The organism is Sphingomonas sp. SP4 (assembly GCF_058313375.1).
Genome location: NZ_JBZFLE010000002.1, coordinates 625,202 through 643,832, shown reverse-complemented (window position 1 = coordinate 643,832; position 18,631 = coordinate 625,202). Strand labels below are relative to the sequence as shown.

General features: G+C 63.1%; 22 protein-coding genes and 1 tRNA gene. 17 read left to right on the top strand and 6 right to left on the bottom strand.

Annotation, left to right across the window (positions count from 1 at the left end):
- Position 1: 1 nt before the first annotated feature.
- Positions 2–166, bottom strand: a complete 165-nt coding sequence (locus tag AC4GYV_RS12550; RefSeq protein ID WP_491101038.1) for a Flp family type IVb pilin — start codon at positions 164–166, stop codon at positions 2–4.
- Between the two features lie 248 nt (positions 167–414).
- Between AC4GYV_RS12550 and AC4GYV_RS12545 the strand changes: the two genes are divergently transcribed.
- The 6 genes from AC4GYV_RS12545 (at position 415) to AC4GYV_RS12520 (ending at position 4,164) form a co-directional block, all read left to right on the top strand.
- Entirely contained in the window at positions 415–972 is a 558-nt protein-coding gene (locus AC4GYV_RS12545; RefSeq protein ID WP_491101037.1) for a glycoside hydrolase family 108 protein, read from the top strand.
- Entirely contained in the window at positions 965–1,282 is a 318-nt protein-coding gene (locus AC4GYV_RS12540) for a hypothetical protein (RefSeq protein WP_491101036.1), read from the top strand. Before AC4GYV_RS12545 ends, AC4GYV_RS12540 begins: the two co-directional genes overlap by 8 nt.
- A complete protein-coding gene (locus AC4GYV_RS12535) occupies positions 1,279–1,839 on the top strand; it encodes a hypothetical protein (protein WP_491101035.1) in 561 nt (186 codons plus the stop codon). The genes AC4GYV_RS12540 and AC4GYV_RS12535 overlap by 4 nt, the downstream gene beginning before the upstream one ends.
- A 15-nt stretch (positions 1,840–1,854) precedes the next feature.
- Positions 1,855–2,439: a TMEM175 family protein gene (locus AC4GYV_RS12530; protein WP_491101034.1), complete on the top strand. Its 585-nt coding sequence runs from the start codon at positions 1,855–1,857 to the stop codon at positions 2,437–2,439.
- Between the two features lie 71 nt (positions 2,440–2,510).
- Positions 2,511–3,047 carry an ATP-dependent protease subunit HslV gene (hslV, locus tag AC4GYV_RS12525; RefSeq protein WP_491101033.1) on the top strand — a complete coding sequence of 179 codons (537 nt, stop codon included), beginning with the start codon at positions 2,511–2,513 and terminating at the stop codon, positions 3,045–3,047.
- 25 nt (positions 3,048–3,072) lie between these two features.
- Positions 3,073–4,164, top strand: a complete 1,092-nt coding sequence (locus AC4GYV_RS12520; protein ID WP_491101032.1) for an FAD-dependent oxidoreductase — start codon at positions 3,073–3,075, stop codon at positions 4,162–4,164.
- Between the two features lies 1 nt (position 4,165).
- Here AC4GYV_RS12520 and AC4GYV_RS12515 read toward each other — a convergent pair whose 3' ends face one another.
- On the bottom strand, positions 4,166–4,513 hold the full coding sequence (locus AC4GYV_RS12515) for a VOC family protein (protein WP_491101031.1): 348 nt from the start codon (positions 4,511–4,513) through the stop codon (positions 4,166–4,168).
- Positions 4,514–4,649: 136 nt separating this feature from the next.
- On the opposite strand from AC4GYV_RS12515, the gene hslU reads away from it, so the two are divergent.
- On the top strand, positions 4,650–5,942 hold the full coding sequence (gene hslU, locus AC4GYV_RS12510; protein WP_491101603.1) for an ATP-dependent protease ATPase subunit HslU: 1,293 nt from the start codon (positions 4,650–4,652) through the stop codon (positions 5,940–5,942).
- 101 nt (positions 5,943–6,043) lie between these two features.
- Complete coding sequence (locus tag AC4GYV_RS12505; protein ID WP_491101030.1) at positions 6,044–6,586, top strand: hypothetical protein; 543 nt, start codon at positions 6,044–6,046, stop codon at positions 6,584–6,586.
- Positions 6,587–6,589: 3 nt separating this feature from the next.
- On the opposite strand, the gene AC4GYV_RS12500 is transcribed toward AC4GYV_RS12505, so the two are convergent.
- Entirely contained in the window at positions 6,590–7,285 is a 696-nt protein-coding gene (locus AC4GYV_RS12500; RefSeq protein ID WP_491101029.1) for a TIGR02117 family protein, read from the bottom strand.
- Between the two features lie 59 nt (positions 7,286–7,344).
- On the opposite strand from AC4GYV_RS12500, the gene AC4GYV_RS12495 reads away from it, so the two are divergent.
- From AC4GYV_RS12495 to ligA, 9 genes are all read left to right on the top strand, one after another.
- Positions 7,345–7,421, top strand: a tRNA-Pro gene (locus AC4GYV_RS12495).
- Between the two features lie 59 nt (positions 7,422–7,480).
- On the top strand, positions 7,481–7,819 hold the full coding sequence (yajC, locus tag AC4GYV_RS12490) for a preprotein translocase subunit YajC (protein WP_491101028.1): 339 nt from the start codon (positions 7,481–7,483) through the stop codon (positions 7,817–7,819).
- Positions 7,819–9,411 (top strand): protein translocase subunit SecD, encoded by a 1,593-nt coding sequence (gene secD, locus AC4GYV_RS12485; RefSeq protein WP_491101027.1) that lies wholly within the window; start codon positions 7,819–7,821, stop codon positions 9,409–9,411. Before yajC ends, secD begins: the two co-directional genes overlap by 1 nt.
- A 10-nt stretch (positions 9,412–9,421) precedes the next feature.
- Positions 9,422–10,375 carry a protein translocase subunit SecF gene (gene secF, locus AC4GYV_RS12480; protein WP_491101026.1) on the top strand — a complete coding sequence of 318 codons (954 nt, stop codon included), beginning with the start codon at positions 9,422–9,424 and terminating at the stop codon, positions 10,373–10,375.
- A gap of 91 nt (positions 10,376–10,466) precedes the next feature.
- Entirely contained in the window at positions 10,467–11,273 is an 807-nt protein-coding gene (locus AC4GYV_RS12475) for an outer membrane protein assembly factor BamD (RefSeq protein ID WP_491101025.1), read from the top strand.
- 22 nt (positions 11,274–11,295) lie between these two features.
- Positions 11,296–12,948 carry a DNA repair protein RecN gene (gene recN, locus AC4GYV_RS12470; RefSeq protein WP_491101024.1) on the top strand — a complete coding sequence of 551 codons (1,653 nt, stop codon included), beginning with the start codon at positions 11,296–11,298 and terminating at the stop codon, positions 12,946–12,948.
- Complete coding sequence (locus AC4GYV_RS12465) at positions 12,945–13,457, top strand: DUF1697 domain-containing protein (protein ID WP_491101023.1); 513 nt, start codon at positions 12,945–12,947, stop codon at positions 13,455–13,457. Before recN ends, AC4GYV_RS12465 begins: the two co-directional genes overlap by 4 nt.
- Positions 13,454–14,167: a dienelactone hydrolase family protein gene (locus AC4GYV_RS12460; RefSeq protein ID WP_491101022.1), complete on the top strand. Its 714-nt coding sequence runs from the start codon at positions 13,454–13,456 to the stop codon at positions 14,165–14,167. The genes AC4GYV_RS12465 and AC4GYV_RS12460 overlap by 4 nt, the downstream gene beginning before the upstream one ends.
- On the top strand, positions 14,160–16,205 hold the full coding sequence (gene ligA, locus AC4GYV_RS12455) for an NAD-dependent DNA ligase LigA (protein WP_491101021.1): 2,046 nt from the start codon (positions 14,160–14,162) through the stop codon (positions 16,203–16,205). Before AC4GYV_RS12460 ends, ligA begins: the two co-directional genes overlap by 8 nt.
- Here the strand turns inward: ligA and AC4GYV_RS12450 are convergent.
- The 3 genes from AC4GYV_RS12450 to AC4GYV_RS12440 are packed head-to-tail and all read right to left on the bottom strand — an operon-like array spanning position 16,202 to position 18,628.
- Complete coding sequence (locus tag AC4GYV_RS12450; protein WP_491101020.1) at positions 16,202–17,080, bottom strand: 50S ribosomal protein L11 methyltransferase; 879 nt, start codon at positions 17,078–17,080, stop codon at positions 16,202–16,204. The genes ligA and AC4GYV_RS12450 overlap by 4 nt on opposite strands.
- On the bottom strand, positions 17,077–17,937 hold the full coding sequence (gene bla / locus AC4GYV_RS12445; protein WP_491101019.1) for a subclass B3 metallo-beta-lactamase: 861 nt from the start codon (positions 17,935–17,937) through the stop codon (positions 17,077–17,079). The genes AC4GYV_RS12450 and bla overlap by 4 nt, the downstream gene beginning before the upstream one ends.
- Positions 17,927–18,628, bottom strand: coding sequence for an SDR family NAD(P)-dependent oxidoreductase (locus AC4GYV_RS12440; protein ID WP_491101018.1), 702 nt, complete (start codon positions 18,626–18,628; stop codon positions 17,927–17,929). Before AC4GYV_RS12440 ends, bla begins: the two co-directional genes overlap by 11 nt.
- Positions 18,629–18,631: the final 3 nt, after the last annotated feature.

Below are 18,631 nucleotides of genomic sequence, written 5' to 3'. Positions count from 1 at the left end.
TTCACCCATGCATGCTCGTGCTGATCGTCGTGAAAATGTCGACCAGGTTCAGCCCCAGCGTCTGGAACGCAATGATGCACGCCATGGCAATGAGGGCGGCGATGAGGCCGTACTCGATAGCCGTCGCGCCGCGTTCGTCGGAAATGATCTTGAGAATACGCACCATTCGCCTGCTTGTCGGAGGATTCGGCGAGGTGGGCGGTAGGCGGTTGGGGTTGATTGGGGGTTAAGCTGTGATCGGCGGTTGGATTTTTGTAGAGACTTAGGTTTCCACTTCCACGGGAGTCGCAGTGGCCAGTGAAACGGACGCCTCTATCTATGAAGGGGAGGCGTGGGCTAAATTTCCGGTTCGCGAACCTTTCCTACAGATAACCTATCTGGTTATCGAGCAACGACTCGGGATGGAGGTTGCTGATGAATGAGGTAGAGAGTTTGATCGACGCTTTGATCGATCGTGAGGGTGGCTATGTGAACCACCCGGCCGACAAAGGCGGGCCGACGTGCTTCGGAATCACCGAGGCGGTTGCCCGGGCCCACGGCTATGCGGGGCCGATGCGCCAGTTGCCGCGCGCGGAGGCGGTCGCAATCTACAAGCGGCTCTACTGGTACCGGCCTGCTTTCGATCGCGTGGGCACCCGGAGCGCCGCGGTCGCCGCCGAGCTGTTCGACGCGGGCGTGAACATGGGGCCTGCCGTCGCGGCGACCTTCCTGCAGCGAGCGCTCACCGCCCTGAACCGCGGCGGGAGGGACTATCCCGATCTCGTGCCGGATGGCCGTGTCGGTACTCAGACGCTCGCCGCGCTGGACGCGTTCCTGAAGGTTCGTGGCGGATGTGGCGAGACGGTCCTGCTCCGCGCGCTAGAGGCGCTTCAGGGTGAGCGCTACCTGCGCCTCGCCGAACGCCGACCAGCCAATGAGGCATTCCTCTACGGCTGGCTCGCGAACCGCATTGGTGAGGCAAGCAATGCTTGAGCGGTCGCTGATGGAACTCCCGCCACCCGCGACCTTCGCCGAGGGTCAGCGCTACGTCTATGGGCTGCTCGCGTCCGCCGCGGGGATTTTCTGCGGCGCATGCGCCGTCGCCATGATTGCACTGCTCATGTGGGGCCGCTGGTCCGCCGGCGAAGAGCATACGATCGTCACGATCTTTGGCTGGTCGCTTGGGGGATTCATTGTCGCGATGATGGCGGTGATCGTCGGCCTGCTCGCCGGGGGGCCGGTGGGCCGTTTCAAAGTCTCCGCCAGCCGCGATGGCGCCTCGCTAGAAGCGGATGCAGCGTGAGTTTCCTCCGCTTCCTCAACGCGCAGGGGATCGCAGGAATCGCCGTGTCGCTGTGCCTGTCGATTCTGCTTGGCTTCCAGAAGGTCGAGACCGGCCGCTGGAAGAAGCAGAGCATCGAGTTCGAGCAGCGTTACCGGGCCGCGCAGGCAAACAGCACCGCCACCGTCGCGAACTATCGTGCGGCCGCGGAGGCGGCGCGTGCGACCGACCTCGCGAACGTCCAGCGAGCCGCTGCCGAGCAGCAGGCCATCAATCAAAGGAGTGAGAATGCGCTTGAATCTCGTCTTGCCGACGCTCGCAATCGCGCTGAGCAGCTGCGCGTCCAGGCAGCAGCCACCGCAGCCAATTCCGGCGGTCGCGCAGGAGCGTCAGTGTCCCGGCTACCCAATGCCGCCAGCGGGACTGCTCAAGCCGCCGGCGAAGACGGATTTCCTGCCGCCGATGCCCTCACCGCAACCGAACAAGCCATCCAGCTCGACGAGCTGATCAAATGGGTGAAGGCGCAGGCCAAGGTTGACAACAACGGTTCAGCAGTAGCCAGTCCTGCAGGCGACTAGACCCCGGGGGAATGGATGAGTCCGAGCCGTCTCAATGCGCTGACCGACGGGGTCGTCGCCATCGTGATGACGATCATGGTTCTGGAGCTGAAGTTTCCGGCCCAGCCAACGCTTCAGGCGGTGCTGGAAGTGCTTCCGCTCCTCGCGGCTTACCTGCTCGCTTTCGTCAACGTCGCCATCTTCTGGAACAACCATCACCACATGATGCAGTCCGCACGAAGAGTGACCGGCAGCGTGTTGTGGGCCAATCACGCATTGCTGTTTTGCCTGACGTTGTTTCCGTTGATGATCCGCTGGATCGACGAAGCGGGCATCACGCCCTGGCCGGTAGCATCCTTCGGGGTGGTGCTCGTCGGCTCAGCCATTTCGTATCAAATACTCGAGCGGATGCTCATTCGCGCTGAAGGCGATGCCTCGGAAGTCAAACGCGCCGTCGGCGTGGGCGCCAAGGAGCTGATCAGCTTCGCTCTCTATGTCGCGTCGATCCCACTCGCGTTCGTGTCACCGTACATATCGATCACCATCTTCGTCGGTGTTTCGATCCTCTGGTTCGTCCCTGATCGCAGGTTCATTCCAAAGCCCGAGGGCGGCGAAGCGTGACGCGCTCACGCTGCCATCGCTGCTTGCAAGGCTGATCCCTGCCTCCCACCTCCTCTTCAAAGGAGACAGTTTTGGAAAGCTGGCACGGAACAACCATCATTGGAGTGAAGAAGGGCGAGAAGACCGTGATCGCGGGCGACGGACAAGTCAGCCTCGGCAATACGGTGATCAAGCCCAATGCGAAGAAGGTGCGTAGAATCGGCGACGGCAAGGTGATCGGCGGGTTTGCCGGGGCGACCGCCGATGCGTTCACCCTGTTCGAGCGGCTTGAGCGCAAGCTCGAGCAATATAATGGCCAACTGCTGCGGTCGGCGGTCGAGCTCGCCAAGGATTGGCGGACGGATAAATATCTCCGCAATCTCGAGGCGCTGATGATCGTCGCGGATGCGGAGCAACTGTTGATCCTCACCGGCAACGGCGACGTGCTGGAGCCGGAGGGCGGGATCGCGGCTATCGGCTCTGGCGGGAATTATGCATTATCGGCGGCCAAGGCGCTGGTCGATTATGAGCAGGATCCCGAGAAGCTGGCGCGCAAGGCGATGCAGATTGCCTCAGAGGTCTGCGTCTTCACCAACGACCAGGTGACCGTCGAGACGATTGAAGCCTGACGACAACCGCGGCTAGGTTCGGCGGGTGCTACTCGACCGCCGAACCTTTGCCGCCGGATCTGCCGCACTGCTGTCCGGCTGCGCGACGGTTGGCGGACGTCCGAAGACGCTCGGGACCTGCACGCCTCTGGTGCCGGTACAGGTCGACGCCAGCCGCGTGATCCGGACGATTGCGGGACTGCGGCCATACCGCCGCTCGGGCTTCGTGGTCCGGGCCGAACAGCTCGGCACGAAGCGCCTGGTGCACAATTACGGTCACGGCGGCAGCGGCATCACGATGAGCTGGGGTACTTCCAAGCTCGCCATCGATCTCGGTCTGCAGGGGCATAGTGGACCCGTCGCCGTCATCGGCTCGGGCGTGGTTGGCCTGTCGACGGCGCGGCTCGTGCAGGAAGCGGGCTTCCCGGTGACGATCTACGCCGCGGCGTTGCCGCCCGATACGACGTCGAACGTTGCCGGCGGCCAGTTCCATCCCTTCGGCTTATTTCGCGAAGACGCGGTCACGCCTGAGTTCAAGGCCCAGTTCGCACGTGCGCTCGAATACAGCTGGCGGCGCTACCAGATCATGGTCGGTGACGATTACGGCATCCGTTGGCTGCCGACCTACGTCGAGGCCAATGCGCCAGAAGCGCAAACGATCGCCAACTTCCCGCCGATCAATCGCGTGCTCACACTTGCCGAGCACCCGTTCCCGCTCGACAACGTCGTCCTGTACGACACCATGTACATCGAGACCGGCCGCTATCTCCGCCAGATGATACGCGACGTGCAGATCGCGGCCGGCAAGATCGAGGTTCGGAAGTTCGCCACGCCCGCGGACATTGCGGCTCTGCCGGAGGCGCTCGTGTTCAACTGCACGGGCCTCGGCTCGCGCGACCTTTTCAGCGATCAGGAGCTTCAGCCCATTCGGGGCCAGCTAGCGATCCTGGAGCCTCAACCAGCTGTACGGTATGCGATCACCGGCGGACCCGGTTACATGTTCCCTCGAGCTGACGGCATCCTGCTTGGCGGCACTTTCGAAAGGGACGTTTGGGATACGACGCCTCAGCCTGCGACGATCCAGCGCATCGTCAATGCACACAAGCGTTTCTTCGAAAGCTTCCGCTGCACCGGGTAGTTCAGATCTGCGCGACCCAGATGACGTAGCCATCGGGGTCGACGATCCGAAACTCGCCGCCCGGATTGTAGAAAGGCCTGGTGACCGGTCCGACGTCCAGCCCCGCAGCGGCAAGTTCGGTTCGGGTCGCTTCGATGTCGTCGCAATAAGCGTAGAAAAGCACGCCTTGTTGATCGGCGATAATAGGCTTTTCTGCTTTGCCGAGCATCAGCTCACCGCGCTCCGAGCTGAGCCAGCACCAGCTCGGCACCTCGGCGCCCTCCGGAGCGAAGCTATTCGAAAGCGTGAAGCCGAGCATCTCGTAGAATGCGATCGAGGCTCGCATGTCCTGCACGAAAAGATGCGGCATGAACGATCGGATTTGACCTGGCATCACTTGCCTTCAGATGAGCGGCTTGAACCGGCAGTCGCGGCGTCCAACATAGCCTTGCGAAATGAACTATCACACATCCATTCCCCAGAGCGGCGGGGACTCACCTGAAATGTTGAAGGACAGGCTCACTCCAAAGGCGATCGTCGCCGCGCTGAACGAGCATATCGTCGGTCAGGACGACGCGAAGCGTGCCGTTGCGGTGGCGCTCCGCAATCGCTGGCGGCGGCAACAGCTGGCGCCTGAGCTGCGCGATGAGGTCACGCCGAAGAACATCCTGATGATCGGTCCCACGGGTTGCGGAAAGACCGAGATCAGCCGCCGACTCGCGAAGCTCGCGGACGCTCCTTTCGTGAAGGTCGAAGCGACCAAATTCACGGAAGTGGGCTATGTCGGCCGCGACGTGGAGCAGATTGCTCGCGACCTCGTCGAGGAAGCGGTGCGGCTGGAGCGCGACCGGCGCCGCGCGAAGGTGCGCACGGCTGCCGAGGAAGCCGCGATGGACCGCTTGCTCGATGCGCTCACTGGCAAGGGTTCGAGCGAGGCGACGCGCCAGAGCTTCAAGCAGCGCTTCTCCGACGGCAGCCTGGACCAGGCCGAAGTCGAGATCGAAGTCGATGACGCTCAGGCGATGCCGTTCGAGATCCCGGGAATGGGCGCCCAGGTGTTCGACCTCAAGTCGATCATGGGCAAGATGGGTCAGGGCAACCGCAAGCGGCGCAAGCTCAAAGTGCCCGAGGCCTTTGCCCGCCTGACGGAAGAGGAAGCGGACAAGCGCGTCGATCCCGACGACATCAACCGCGTTGCGCTTGCCGATGCCGAAGCCAATGGCATCGTGTTTCTCGACGAGATCGACAAGATCGCGGTCAGCGACGTGCGCGGCGGATCAGTCAGTCGTGAAGGCGTGCAGCGTGATCTGCTGCCGTTGATCGAAGGCACGACGGTGGCGACCAAATATGGACCGCTGAAGACGGACCACATCCTGTTCATCGCGTCCGGCGCTTTTCACATTGCCAAGCCCGCCGACTTGCTGCCGGAGCTGCAGGGCCGACTGCCGATCCGGGTCGAACTGAAGGCGCTCACGCAGGAAGACTTCGTCCGGATCCTGTCCGCCACGCGCGCCAGCCTGACGGAACAATATCAGGCGCTGCTCGGTACCGAAGGCGTCAGCATCGAGTTTGCGGACGACGGCATTGGAGCGCTCGCACGCATCGCGGCCGAGGTGAACGAATCGGTCGAGAATATCGGCGCCCGGCGGCTTCAGACGGTGATGGAGAAATTGCTCGAGGATGTGAGCTTCGATGCGGAGGATCGCCGCGGCGAGACTCTGATCGTCAACGCGGCATTCGTCGAACAGCAATTGAGCGGAATCGCCAAGAACGCCGATCTCAGTAGGTACGTTCTCTAACAGCAGTACGCCCCATCCGGACTCCCGAACGACTGGGCGTTTCGGATGCATCTCGATTTGCCCGGCTTCGTTATCTCCCCGCTACAAGCGGGAGATACTCTATGCGACTGATTTTGAACGGATTTATGGCCACAGCTGCGATTGCGATCTCGGCTGCGGCGGTTGCCCAGACTACCACGACCACGAACTCGCCGGCGCGTCCGACTGCACCGGTGCAGCCAAATACGGCGGGGACGACCCAGACGAATCCGGGTGACGCAAGCCAGACGGCGCCCGGTCAAATGGGGACCACGCCTGGCCAGATGCAGACCACGCCGGGCGCGGCTAGCCAGACCACGCCTGCGGTGACCGGTACCACCCCCTCGGGCCAGACGACTGGGACTGCCGCGACGACCGGAACGACATCGGCTCAGCTGGAGGCGCCAGAGGAATCAGACTTCAAGAATGGCGCCACGGTCTACGACCAGAGTGGCGCCGTAGTGGGCCGTATCCAGTCATATAGTTCGAGCGGTGTGGTGGTGAGCACCGGCAAGGCTCGTGCCGAAATTCCGATGGCCAGCTTTGGAAAGGGCAGCAAGGGCCTCGTCATCGGCATGACCAAGTCCGAGTTCGAAGCCCAGGCCGGAGCCGCCAAGAAGAAGTAACGCCTAGGCGTCGACCTTGCGATAGCGCCAGACCAGCCCCTGGACGAATGGCGGCCAGAGGCTGGTCCGGACGCCCGCCAACCTGAGCCATTGCGCCACCCACGTGTTGCACGTGCGAAAGGCGCTTTCCTTTCCCTGGGCCCGATAGAAAGCGTCGCAGCACCCATAGCCGCGATGCGCGATGCGCTTCGGGCGTCCTTCCGCATTCAGCACAAAGTCGGCTCGGATCGCCGACCACAAGCGGCGATATTCCTCCGGCCTCAGCCGAATCTGGCGCACCGCATAGCTGGGGTCCGGCACGTATTCGACGTGCATCACACGCTTGCCGCCGGTAAGCGCCGACCAGATCGTGCGCGGCGTGATATCCCACCACGTGGGGGTTTCGAGATAGACGCGCTGCTCGCCCGAGCCGAAGGCTATCCACTGCGCATTGACGGGAACTGCGGCAAAGTCGGTCTTGGGCACGAATGGCGCCCAATCGAGACCGAGCGTCCGTACCGGCATGATGATGTCGGCGTGAATGCCGTTCTCGGCGATATAGACGGTCGTGCCTTCGGTCGGCTCGGTCCACGCTCGATTGACCGGGATCAGCGACCCGACCAGCGCAGCAAGAAGGTACAGCGCAGGGACGGCCAGAATCGACGCAGCGATCCGGCCAACCCACTTGCCAGCTTTGCCTTTTCTTCGCCGACGCGCCACTCGCCCTCCCGCCGCACCTTGCCCAAACTGCAGCGCCTGCCTAGATGCGCCAGCGAGGTCGGGGCGTAGCGCAGCCTGGTAGCGCATCACACTGGGGGTGTGGAGGTCGCTGGTTCGAATCCAGTCGCCCCGACCATCTTGCCGTAGAGGGACGGCAAGGAATTTCACCAAATCACGGAAAGTCGTCAGTCCTAGATGTCCAACGAACCGATGTTGATGATGATGCAGACGGCCCCTGCGGCCGACGGCACCGCGAGCATCCTGATGGGCGTCGCCCCCTGGCTGCTGATTTTCGTCATTTTCTACATCCTGATGATTCGCCCGCAGCAGCGCCGCGTGAAGGAGCATCAGGCGGCCATCGCTGCTGTGAAGAAGGGCGATGAAATCGTGACCGCCGGCGGCATTCGCGGCAAGGTGACCAAGGTCAGCGACGATGAGGCCGAAGTCGAGATCGCGCAGGGTGTGAAGGTCCGCGTGATCAAGTCGACGATCAGCCAAGTGCTGACCCCGAATACGAAGCCGGCGAACGACTGATGCTCGAATTTCCGCGTTGGAAGGTCTGGCTGATCGGGATCGTCATCGCGATCGGCGTCCTGCTGTCCATCCCGAGCCTGATCGCAGGCACGCAGCTCGCGGGCAGCTGGCCGAAGTGGCTCCCGCAGTACCGCATTAGCCTCGGCCTCGACCTTGCGGGCGGAAGCCACCTGCTGCTGGAAGCCGACGCGCGCGACGCCCTGAAGCAGCGGTTGCAGGCCAAGGAAGATGAGGTGGCGACCGAGCTTCGCCGAGATCCAAGCATCGACATCGGAGACATTTCGACGGCCGGAGGACGGCTGTCCTTCATGGTGCGCAATCCGGCGCAGGTAGATGCGGCTGTCGAGCGGCTTCGCAGGCTTTCGCAGCCGCTGGGACTGACCGGTAACCGCGATTGGGACGTCTCGGTCGTCAATTCGACCACGGTGCAGCTCACCCCGACGGCTGACGGCACTGCGCGGGCGCTCAAAGACGCGATGGGCGTTGCGCGCGATGTCGTGCGGCGCCGCATCGATCCGGGCGGCACTAAGGAAATCACCGTCATTACAGAAGGCGGGAACCGAATCCTCGTGCAGGTTCCCGGTGTCGAAGACCCGGAGGCACTGAAGAAGCTCATCGGCCAGACGGCGCGTCTTGAGTTCAAGCTGGTCGACCAGTCCGCAAGTCCGGCTGATGTTCAGGCGGGTCGCGCGCCCCCAGGCAGTCAGGTGCTGCCGATGGCGGACGGGTCTGGATACATCGCGGTCAAGCGGCGCGTGATGGTCTCGGGCGATCAGCTCACCGATGCCCAGCAAGGCTTCGATCAGGACGGCCGGCCGGACATCAACATCAAGTTCAACACTGCCGGTGCGCGCCGTTTCGCGCGCGCGACGCAGGAAAATGTCGGCAAGCCGTTTGCGATCATTCTCGACGACAAGGTGCTGTCGGCGCCGAACATCAACGAACCGATCCTGGGCGGCAGCGCCCAGATTACGGGTAGTTTCACGGTTCAGAGCGCACACGACCTCGCAGTCTCGCTCGCGTCCGGCAAGCTGCCCGTGAAGCTGAACGTGATCGAAGAGCGCACCGTCGGTCCCGACCTCGGCAAGGATTCGATCCACAAGGGGGTCATCGCCAGCGCCATCGCCATGGTCGGCATCATGATCTTCATGCTCGTCACCTATGGGCGGTTCGGCGTCTATGCGAACATCGCGCTGATCGTGAACGCCTTCCTGATCCTCGGGATCATGGCTGTGTTCAACGCGACTCTCACTCTTCCGGGCATCGCCGGCTTCATCCTGACGATCGGCGCCGCCGTGGACGCGAACGTCCTGATCAACGAACGCATCCGCGAGGAGATGAGACGTGGGCGAAGGCTGATCGATGCCGTTGAAACGGGCTATCACGAAGCCTTCCGGGCCATTTTCGACGCCAACGTCACGCACGTCGTCTCGGCCGCGATCATGGCCTATTTCGGCTCGGGTCCGGTCCGCGGCTTCGCGGTCGTCCTGCTGATCGGCGTCGTCACGTCCGTGTTCACCGCCGTCTACTTCACCCGCATGCTGGTTGCGCTCTGGATTCGCCGCGCCCGCCCGCGGACGCTGCACATCTGAGGCTCATATCATGAAGCTGCTCAAGCTCGTTCCCGATCACACCAACATCGACTTCATGCGGTGGCGCAACGTCGCCGTGATCCTGTCGACGCTGGCAACGATCGCCTGCCTCGCCTTCACCGCCTATCGCGGCCTTAATCTCGGCGTCGATTTCGTCGGCGGTCAGCTGGTCCGCGTCACCTTCGCCCAGCCGATCGAAGTGGAGAAGCTGCGTGGAGAGGTCCTCGGCCTTCATCTCGGTGAAGCGAGCATCCAGGAATTCGGGGGCCCGAAGACCTACCAGATCCGTCTTCCCAAGCCTGAAGGCGGCGATGCAGCCGCCAATGTCGCGGCGACGAAGGTCAAGGATCTGATCACGCGCGATTACCCCGGTGCGCGGATCGATTCGGTCGATACCGTGTCGGGCAAGGTCAGCGGCGAGCTGGCGAAGGACAGCGCCAAGGCGATCATCTTCGCGATGGTCGGCATCGCGCTCTACATCTGGTTCCGGTTCGAATGGCAGTTCGGCGTCGGCGCCTTGCTGACGCTGGCCCACGACATTGCCATGACGCTGGGCTTCTTCGCCTTCACCCGGCTGCAGGTCGACTTGAACGTCGTCGCGGCCTTCCTGACGATCGTTGGCTATTCGTTGAACGACACCGTCGTCATCTACGACCGCATCCGCGAGAATCTGAAAAAGTATCGCAAGATGGCGATCATCCCGCTGCTGAACCTGTCGCTCAACGAGACGCTGGCGCGTACCGTTGTCACATCGCTGACCGTCCTGATCGCGATGGGCGTGATGATGCTGGTCGGTCCGGAAGTGATCTTCGGGCTCTCGCTGGCGATCTTCCTCGGCGTCGTGATTGGCACTTATTCGTCGATCTACGTGTCGACGCCGGTGCTGGTCTGGCTCGGGGTTCAGCCCGACAGCTTCCTCAAGTCGGACGACAAGGAAGACGCGACCGAGGCTCAGCCGGCCTGATCCGTTCAGCCACGGCCAAGGTTTGCTGCCCCAAGCTCAAGCGTTCCATCGCGCCTTGGCCTCCCTTTGAGGCCACGCTAATGAGGTCCCCATGCTGAAGATTTCCCGTTCCGCGTTGCTTCTGGTCGCTTGTGCCGCCGCTGTTCCTCTGGCGGGCTGCGCCCATGGCAAAGGCGGCAAGGGTGATACCCAGTATGTCGCTCGCGATGTCAGCACGCTCTACACCACCGCCAAAGGCATGATGGACGACGGCGACTATGAGCAGGCCGCCAAGATGTTCGACGAAGTCGAGCGCCAGCACCCCTACTCGGTCTGGGCCCGCCGCGCGCAGCTCATGAGCGCCTTCAACTATTATATCGCCGGCAAGTATACGGATGCGATCAACTCGGCCCGCCGGTTCGTGACGATCCACCCAGGCAATGCCGAGGCGCCGTACGCGCAGTATCTCATCGCGATGAGCTATTATCAGCAGATCCCGGACGTGAACCGCGATCAGTCGACGACCGCGTCCGCTCAGGAAGCGTTCGGCGAGCTGATCCGCCGTTACCCGGACACCCGCTACGCCGCTGATGCGCGGCTGAAGCTCGACCTCATCACCGACCACCTTGCAGGCAAGGAAATGGAAGTCGGCCGTTTCTATCAGCGGTCGGGCCAATGGCTTGCTTCGACGTACCGTTTCCGCGAGGTCGTCGATAAGTATCAGACGTCCAGCCACACGCCGGAAGCGCTGGAGCGGCTGGTCGAATCCTATCTAGCGCTCGGCGTTCCCGAAGAAGCGCACAAGTCCGCCGCCGTGCTCGGTCGCAATTATCCGGAGAGCTACTGGTACAAGCAGTCGCTGAAGCTGCTCGACGAAGAGCAGCGGCACACGCAGCCCCGGACGGCCTCGCGGAAGTGAGCGAACAGCGGGCGGTCCTCACATGCTGAGGCAGCTCGCGATCCACAATGTCGTGCTCGTCGAGCGGCTCGAGCTGGAGTTCGAGCCGGGCCTTGGCGTGCTCACCGGCGAGACGGGCGCAGGTAAATCGATATTGCTCGACGCGCTTGGTCTCGCGCTTGGAGCGCGGGCGGACACTGGCCTTGTCCGGTCCGGACAGGAGAGTGCGTCGGTTTCGGCGGAGCTGGAGCTTGAGCCGGCGCATCCGGCGCATCAGCTTCTCCGCGAGCAAGGGATTGAGCCGGAGCCGGGCGAGGCCCTGATTATCCGCCGTACGCTGAAGAGCGATGGCGGCAGCCGTGCGTTCGTGGCGGGGGGTTCGGTTCCCGCTGGCTTGCTTCGGGATGTCGGTTCCCTGGCCGTCGAGATCCACGGGCAGCACGATGAGCGCGGTCTGCTTAATCCGAAGGGCCACCGCACGCTGCTCGATGCCTTTGGCGGCCTCGATACGCGAACCATTGCGGCGGCATGGGCCGAGGTCACGCGGATCGAAGCTGAGCTCGGCCAGGCGCGCGCCGAGGCGGCGGCGGCCGAACGCGACCGCGAATATCTCGAACATGCGAGCGGCGAGATTGAGAGCCTGGCGCCGGCGGAGGGTGAGGAAACCAGGCTCGCCGAAGAGCGCGCGGCGATGCAGGCCGGCGTGAAGGCCGGTGAATCGCTCATCGGCCTCGACGAGTTGCTCGGGGGTTCCGACGGAGCACTCGCACAGCTGCGCCAGGCAGCGCGGCGGATCGAACGTGGCGCGGCGGATCACCCGTTGCTGGGCGAAGCGCTTGCATCGCTTGACCGGGCCGTGATCGAGACAAGCGAAGCAGAGGAGCGCATCGCGCGCGCGGCCAATGAGCTGGCGTTCGATCCTGCCCGCCTCGAGCAGACGGAAGCTCGGTTGTTCGACATTCGCGCTCTCGCTCGGAAGCACCGGGTCGAGCCTGATGCGCTTGCCGCGTTAGGTGCGCAAATGCGTGAGCAGCTTGCGGCAATCGAAGCTGGCGGAGAGCATATTGCCGAACTTGATCGCCAGCTGGTCGCCGCGCGTGAAGCTTACGCCGCCGCAGCGGACGAACTCAGTCGCCGGCGTCATGAAGCCGCCGCGAAGCTCGACGCCGCCGTGGCTTCCGAGCTCGTTCCGCTGAAGCTCGATGCGGCGCGGTTCCGGACCAGCATCGGCCCGGCCGAACCCGGGCCCGGTGGAACTGACCGCGTCGAGTTCGAAGTCTCGACCAATCCCGGAGCGCCCTTCGGCGCCCTCACGCGAATTGCTTCGGGCGGAGAGATGTCACGCTTCATCCTCGCCTTGAAGGTCGCCCTTGCAGAGGCGGGGACGGCGGCAACGATGATCTTCGACGAGATCGACCGAGGTGTCGGCGGCGCCGTCGCGAGCGCGATCGGTGAACGGCTGGCGCGACTGGCAGAAACGTCGCAGGTGCTGGTCGTGACCCACTCGCCGCAGGTCGCTGCGCGCGCCTCCCACCATTACCGCATCGAGAAGAGCCACGGGTCCGACGGCACCCGCACCAGCGTCCGCAAGCTCAGCACCGAGGAACGCCGTGAGGAAATTGCGCGGATGTTGTCGGGTGCGTCGGTGACCGAAGAGGCGCGAGCGCAGGCGTCGCGGCTTCTGGACGCGGCATGACCGCTTATGTCGCTTTGCTGCGCGGCGTGAATCTTGGAAAGCGCCAGCTGAAGATGGAGGATTTGCGGCGGGTCGCCACCGAACTCGGGCTGGAGGGAGCAAAGACTTACATCGCCAGCGGCAATTTGCTCTTCCGGAGCGGCAAGAGCGAGGCGGCGCTGAAGAAGGAACTGGAGGCGGCGCTCGCTGACCACATGGGCGCCAAGGTCGGCGTGATGCTTCGTACCGGCGCGGAACTGGCAGACGTCGCAAACTCCAGCCCTTTCAACGCCGAGCCGCAGAATTATGTCGTGGCCATCTTTCTCGATGAGAAGCCGCCCGAGGATGCGCCGGATGGCGCGAAGAATGTCGAGGGCGAACGGATGGCGCTTGGGATGCGCGAGATCTACGTGCATTACCCGCGCGGCCAAGGGCAGTCGCGGCTGGCCATTCCGGCCGCTGCAACCGGCACCGCGCGCAACATGAACACGGTTCGAAAGCTGGCTGAGCTGGCAAGGGAGTTGGCATGAGTAAGGATCGGGCAGTCCCCCATGAATTCGAGGGCGAGCAGCTGGAAAGCGTCTTCGTCGGCCGCCGCGACGGGCAGGCACGTCCGACTGTCATTCTCATCCCCACGGTAATGGGCGTTTCCGACCTGGAGATCGGCTTCGGCCGCCAGCTAGTGGAGCTTGGCTACAATGCCTTCGTCGCCGACCTGTTCGGCAAGGAGTTCCGCGGTGCTCCGCGCGACACGATGTTCGGCGAGATGAACCGTCTCAAGAGTGACCGCGACGCGCTCCGCCGCCGGATGCTGCATGTGCTCGACATCGTGCAGGCACTCGACGAGGTCGAGGAGAACAACATCGTCGTTGCCGGCTATTGCTTCGGCGGTTTGTGCGCGCTCGATCTTGCGCGGAGCGGCGTCGATATTGCTGCGGCGGTCTCCTTCCACGGCTTGTTCGATCCGCCGGGGCTGCCTGCAGAGAAGATCAAGGCGAAGGTCGTGGCGTTCCACGGCTGGGATGATCCCATGGTGCCGCCGGAAAAGGTTGTCGAATTGGGGCAGGAGCTGACCGAGGCCGGATCAGACTGGCAAATCCACGCTTACGGCCATGTAGGCCATGGCTTCACCAACCCGCACGCGAGCACGCTGCAGATCGAAGGCGTCGCTTACAATCAGCTGGCCGCCGAGCGGTCCTGGACGAGCTTCATCAACCTGCTTGAGGAACTGTTTGGCTGAGACACTAAACAAGCTCGAGAAGCGCAAGCTGTTCGAGGAGCTTGAGCGACTTCGCAATGAAGTCGTTCACCACCGCTATTTGTACGACGTCAGAAGCAAGCCAGAAATCACCGATGCTGAATACGATGAGCTGAAGCGTCGGGTCGATCAACTAGAAGAGAAGCTGAATGCTGCGGAAGAGCTGTTCAACGTTTCCAATCTTGTAGGCTCGAGGCCGAGCGGCGCGTTTCGCAAAGTTTCACATCGCGTGCCGATGTTGAGCCTTGATAACGCGTTTTCCGACGAAGAAGTCGCACGATTTTATGATCGCGTGAGGAGCTTCCTTAATGTCAAAGGCGACATAGATCTCATAGTCGAGCCAAAGATCGACGGGCTTTCGCTTGGCGTGACGTACGTGAACGGGGAGCTTTCACAGGCCGTCACACGTGGTGACGGCCGGGTCGGCGAAGACGTCACTCGGAACGTTGCCTATGTGCACGGCGTCCCGCGCCAATTACGAGCCAACCGTCCACCTGAAGTCTTTGAAGTCCGAGGAGAGGTTTACTTAGGCAAGGATGAGTTCCTTCTATTGAACGAGCGAATGGTCAGGCAAAAAAAGAAGCCATACGCCAACCCTAGAAACGCCGCTTCAGGTTCCCTTCGGCAGAAAGACGCGTCAGTCACTCGAGATCGGAATCTCCGCTTTTTCGCCTATGGCGTTGGTTATGTCTCGGAACCGCTTACGAATAGCCAGTCAGAGAACCTGCAACTCATGCAAGGTTGGGGCGTAGAAACAAACTCTGACGTCCGTCTTGCAAAAAGCCTCATCGAAGCACTTGCGGCATACCACTATTTGGAGACTCGGCGCTCATCTCTTCCTTATGATATCGATGGGGCGGTCTATAAGGTCGATCGTCTCGATTTTCAAAAGCGTCTCGGCCAGATCGCGCGAGCGCCACGCTGGGCGATCGCTCATAAATTTGCAGCAGAACAAGCACAAACGACCCTCCTCGGCATCGACATCCAAGTCGGCCGCACGGGCAAGCTGACACCAGTCGGGAGGCTCGAACCTGTAAGCGTAGGCGGAGTCACTGTATCAAACGTGACGCTTCACAACCGCGACGAAATCGAACGTCTGGGCCTGCGCATCGGCGACCGCGTCCGCATCCAGCGCGCCGGCGACGTGATCCCGCAGGTGGTCGAGAACCTCACTCGAGACGAGCCGCGGCCTGCCTACACCTTCCCCACCCGCTGCCCGATGTGCGATTCCGAAGCCGTCGCCGAAGAAGGCGAGGTCGACGTCCGCTGCACCGGCGGGCTGATCTGCCCCGCTCAGCGCTTCGAGCGGCTGCGCCATTTCGTCTCCCGCGGTGCGCTCGACATCGAAGGGCTGGGCGAGAAGTCGATCGCCGAGTTCATCGACCTCGGCTGGCTCCACTCGCCCGCCGACATCTTCCGCCTGCGCGATCACCGGCAGGACCTGCTCGGCCGCGAAGGCTGGAAGGAGAAATCGGTCGACAATCTCCTCGCCGCGATCGAAACGAAGCGCGAGCCGGACGGACCGCGTTTCCTCTTCGGCCTCGGCATTCGCCACGTTGGAATCGTTACGGCCAGAGACCTGCTCAAATGCTTCGGCACGGTCGAAGAGCTGCGGCGTGCGGCCCTCTCGGAAGGCGGAGAGGCGGAGCTGTCGTCGGTTCAGGGCGTCGGTCTCGTCGTCGCGGAGGCGCTGGTCGACTTCTTCCATGAGGCGCATAACCGTGAGGCGCTCGACGATCTGCTATCGGAGGTCACTCCAAAGCCTTACGTCAGCGACGCCAAGCAGACCGAATGGAGCGGCAAGACCATCGTCTTCACCGGCAGCCTCGAAACCATGAGCCGCGATGAAGCCAAGGCGCAGGCGGAACGGCTCGGCGCGCGCGCCGCGGGATCGGTTAGTGCGAAGACTGACCTCGTGGTTGCAGGTCCTGGGGCGGGGTCGAAGCTGAAGAAGGCGGGAGAGCTCGGCGTTCGCGTGATCGACGAAGCCGAGTGGGCCGAGATTGTAGCGGCCGCTTAAGACCGAAGGACGAGCACAGGCCATTCCCCTCGGCCAGTACCCACGAGCTTCAGTCCCAGAGTCCCGTAGGCTTGAGCCACGCCTTCCGCCTGGCTGTCGAGCAGCCCCGCCAGCACAACCGTTCCGCCAGGCGCCAGCGCTTTTGCAAAATCGGGTGCCAGCTCGATCAATGGGCCGGCGAGAATATTGGCGATGATCAGGTCGAAGGGCGCTCGCGCGGCGAGAAGAGGCGAGTCCATTCCGTCCGCAACGCCGAGCAGGAGTTCGCCCGCGCCGTGGCCGAGCTTCACCTGATTGATCGCCGCATTGTCGCAGGCAACGTCGACGGCGATGGGGTCGATGTCCGTCGCGATGCATTTCGCATTTGGCCACAGAGCTAAAGCGGCGAAGGCGAGGAGGCCGGTGCCGGTGCCGATGTCGGCTACATTATTGAACGTCGCGCCGTCGCGTTGAAGGTTATCAAGCGCTTCGAGACATCCGGCCGTGGTCGCGTGCTGGCCAGTGCCGAAAGCGAGGCTCGCATCGATCTCGAACGGAATCGTTCCCGGCGGCGCTGACCGGTACATCGGCGTGTGGACGTAGAAGCGGCCGGCCCGGATCGGCTGGAGGCCGGCCTGGCTCATTGTCACCCAGTCCGCCTCGCCGAGCTGTTCCAGCCTCGGTTCGCCGCCGCCCAGGCTGGCAAGGAGTTGCAAGTCTTCGGTGCCCGGCTGGTGATCGAAATAGGCGTGGATCAGCCATTCATCGGGCTTCGATTCGTCCGGCTCATCCGCGACGAGGACGGGCGGATTCTCCGTACCTGGAAATAGGTCGGCGCCTTCCGCCATGGCTTCGCCTTGCGCCCGTGAGCAGGGAATGGTGACGCGCCAGCTCATTTCCCGCCCTGCTCCTCGGCCAAACGTGCGTCGAGGTTGCGACGCCCCTCGGCAGCATAGTTTGCGCATTGGCCCGCTGAGATCAGCGGTTCCTTGCCCTCGAGCCGCTCGATGAAACGGCTGGCGCTCGGGTGGGGGGTGATCAGCAGGTCGCAGCGAAGCTTTGCGATGCGATCGAGGCTCTTGCGGAACGAAGCGACATATTTCGGGTGGTCCGAGAAGCGGTAGGACGGCGCCGACACCGCGGTGACGCTGTCGCCATAGACGACGGTCACGCAGCGCTTCCCCTCGCACGACCGCCACGACCAGCTGGTGCTTCCCGGCGCGTGGCCCGGCGTCGCCCAGGCCCAGAGGCGGAAAGGGGATTGCAGGATTTCCCAGCCGTTCGTCAGGATGATACCCACGTTGGCAGGCGGCGGAGGTTTGATCAGTCCCCGCTGCGGGTCTTCATCGGCGACCGCGCCGGTTTGGAGTTGCACATAGGCGCCAGGCATCGCCATCACGGTCGCGCCTGTGAGCCGCTGCAGCTCGGCGACGCCGCCGACATGATCGAGATGTTCGTGGCTGGTGCCGATCAGCTTCACGTCCTTCAGTCGGACGCCGAGCCTCTGGAGATTTGCAGCGATCGAAGGTGCTGCTTCAACCGTGGCGGCGTCGAGGAGGACATGGCCCTTGGGAGAAGTAATAAGCAGCACCGTGATCCCGCACGTGCCGACGTCATAGACGTTGCCAAAAACGTGAAGCGGAGGTGCCGGATCGCTCCAGCCATCCTTTCCCGCGCAGGCCGCCTTCCAGTCGACGATCGTGGCCGGTCCGGTCGCGGCGAAAGTCGCCGCGACCATTGCGCTAGCGAACATAGCTGGCGCCGTTAACGTCGATTACGCTGCCGGTTGCTGAGGCTGGTGCATCGATCGCCAGCCAGCGGATCACCTCGGCGACCTCGTCTGTGCTGGCGACGCGGCCCAGCGGGATATCGGCGACGATCTGCGCCCCGCCACGGCCCTGCAGATATTCCTCGGTCATCTCCGAAACGGTAAAGCCCGGCGTGACTGCGAAGGCGAGGATGCCCTGTGAGGCGTAGCCGCGTGCGATGGTCTTGGTCATGCCAATCATCGCCGCCTTGGACGCGGCATAGTGCCAATGTTGCGGTGAGTCCCCACGATAGGCAGCGCGGCTGGCAATGTTGACGATCCGCCCCGAACCGTTCTCGCGGAAGTGGCTGACGGCGAGCCGGCACAGGTCCGCCGAAGCCTGGAGGTTGATCGTCATCGTCCGTTCCCACGCGGCGTGCCAATCCTCGTCGGACACATAATCGCCGACGCTTTCGTAAATACCCGCATTGTTGACGAGGACGTCGATCTTGCCGCCGAGGCGGCCGAGCGCCGCCTCCCAAATACGTCTCGGAGCCGTCGCTTCCGCCAGGTCGCCGGCGATCAGTTCGTCGCTACCGCGGGTGGAGTGGCCTGCGACATTGTGCCCCGCGGACTTCAGCAAGGCGTACGCAGCGCCGCCGATGCCGCGGCTTGCTCCGGTGATCAGTATGTTCATGAC

Excerpts from the sequence above, each read along its gene's own strand:
- AC4GYV_RS12545 (WP_491101037.1), top strand. The coding sequence starts at position 415 with ATGAATGAGGTAGAGAGTTTGATCGACGCTTTGATCGATCGTGAGGGT.
- bla (WP_491101019.1), bottom strand. The coding sequence starts at position 17,937 with ATGTTCGCTAGCGCAATGGTCGCGGCGACTTTCGCCGCGACCGGACCG.
- AC4GYV_RS12440 (WP_491101018.1), bottom strand. The coding sequence starts at position 18,628 with ATGAACATACTGATCACCGGAGCAAGCCGCGGCATCGGCGGCGCTGCG.
- AC4GYV_RS12450 (WP_491101020.1), bottom strand. The coding sequence starts at position 17,080 with ATGAGCTGGCGCGTCACCATTCCCTGCTCACGGGCGCAAGGCGAAGCC.
- AC4GYV_RS12475 (WP_491101025.1), top strand. The coding sequence starts at position 10,467 with ATGCTGAAGATTTCCCGTTCCGCGTTGCTTCTGGTCGCTTGTGCCGCC.
- secD (WP_491101027.1), top strand. The coding sequence starts at position 7,819 with ATGCTCGAATTTCCGCGTTGGAAGGTCTGGCTGATCGGGATCGTCATC.
- yajC (WP_491101028.1), top strand. The coding sequence starts at position 7,481 with ATGTCCAACGAACCGATGTTGATGATGATGCAGACGGCCCCTGCGGCC.
- AC4GYV_RS12505 (WP_491101030.1), top strand. The coding sequence starts at position 6,044 with ATGCGACTGATTTTGAACGGATTTATGGCCACAGCTGCGATTGCGATC.
- AC4GYV_RS12460 (WP_491101022.1), top strand. The coding sequence starts at position 13,454 with ATGAGTAAGGATCGGGCAGTCCCCCATGAATTCGAGGGCGAGCAGCTG.
- AC4GYV_RS12540 (WP_491101036.1), top strand. The coding sequence starts at position 965 with ATGCTTGAGCGGTCGCTGATGGAACTCCCGCCACCCGCGACCTTCGCC.
- AC4GYV_RS12530 (WP_491101034.1), top strand. The coding sequence starts at position 1,855 with ATGAGTCCGAGCCGTCTCAATGCGCTGACCGACGGGGTCGTCGCCATC.
- recN (WP_491101024.1), top strand. The coding sequence starts at position 11,296 with ATGCTGAGGCAGCTCGCGATCCACAATGTCGTGCTCGTCGAGCGGCTC.
- AC4GYV_RS12550 (WP_491101038.1), bottom strand. The coding sequence starts at position 166 with ATGGTGCGTATTCTCAAGATCATTTCCGACGAACGCGGCGCGACGGCT.
- AC4GYV_RS12515 (WP_491101031.1), bottom strand. The coding sequence starts at position 4,513 with ATGCCGCATCTTTTCGTGCAGGACATGCGAGCCTCGATCGCATTCTAC.
- AC4GYV_RS12465 (WP_491101023.1), top strand. The coding sequence starts at position 12,945 with ATGACCGCTTATGTCGCTTTGCTGCGCGGCGTGAATCTTGGAAAGCGC.
- secF (WP_491101026.1), top strand. The coding sequence starts at position 9,422 with ATGAAGCTGCTCAAGCTCGTTCCCGATCACACCAACATCGACTTCATG.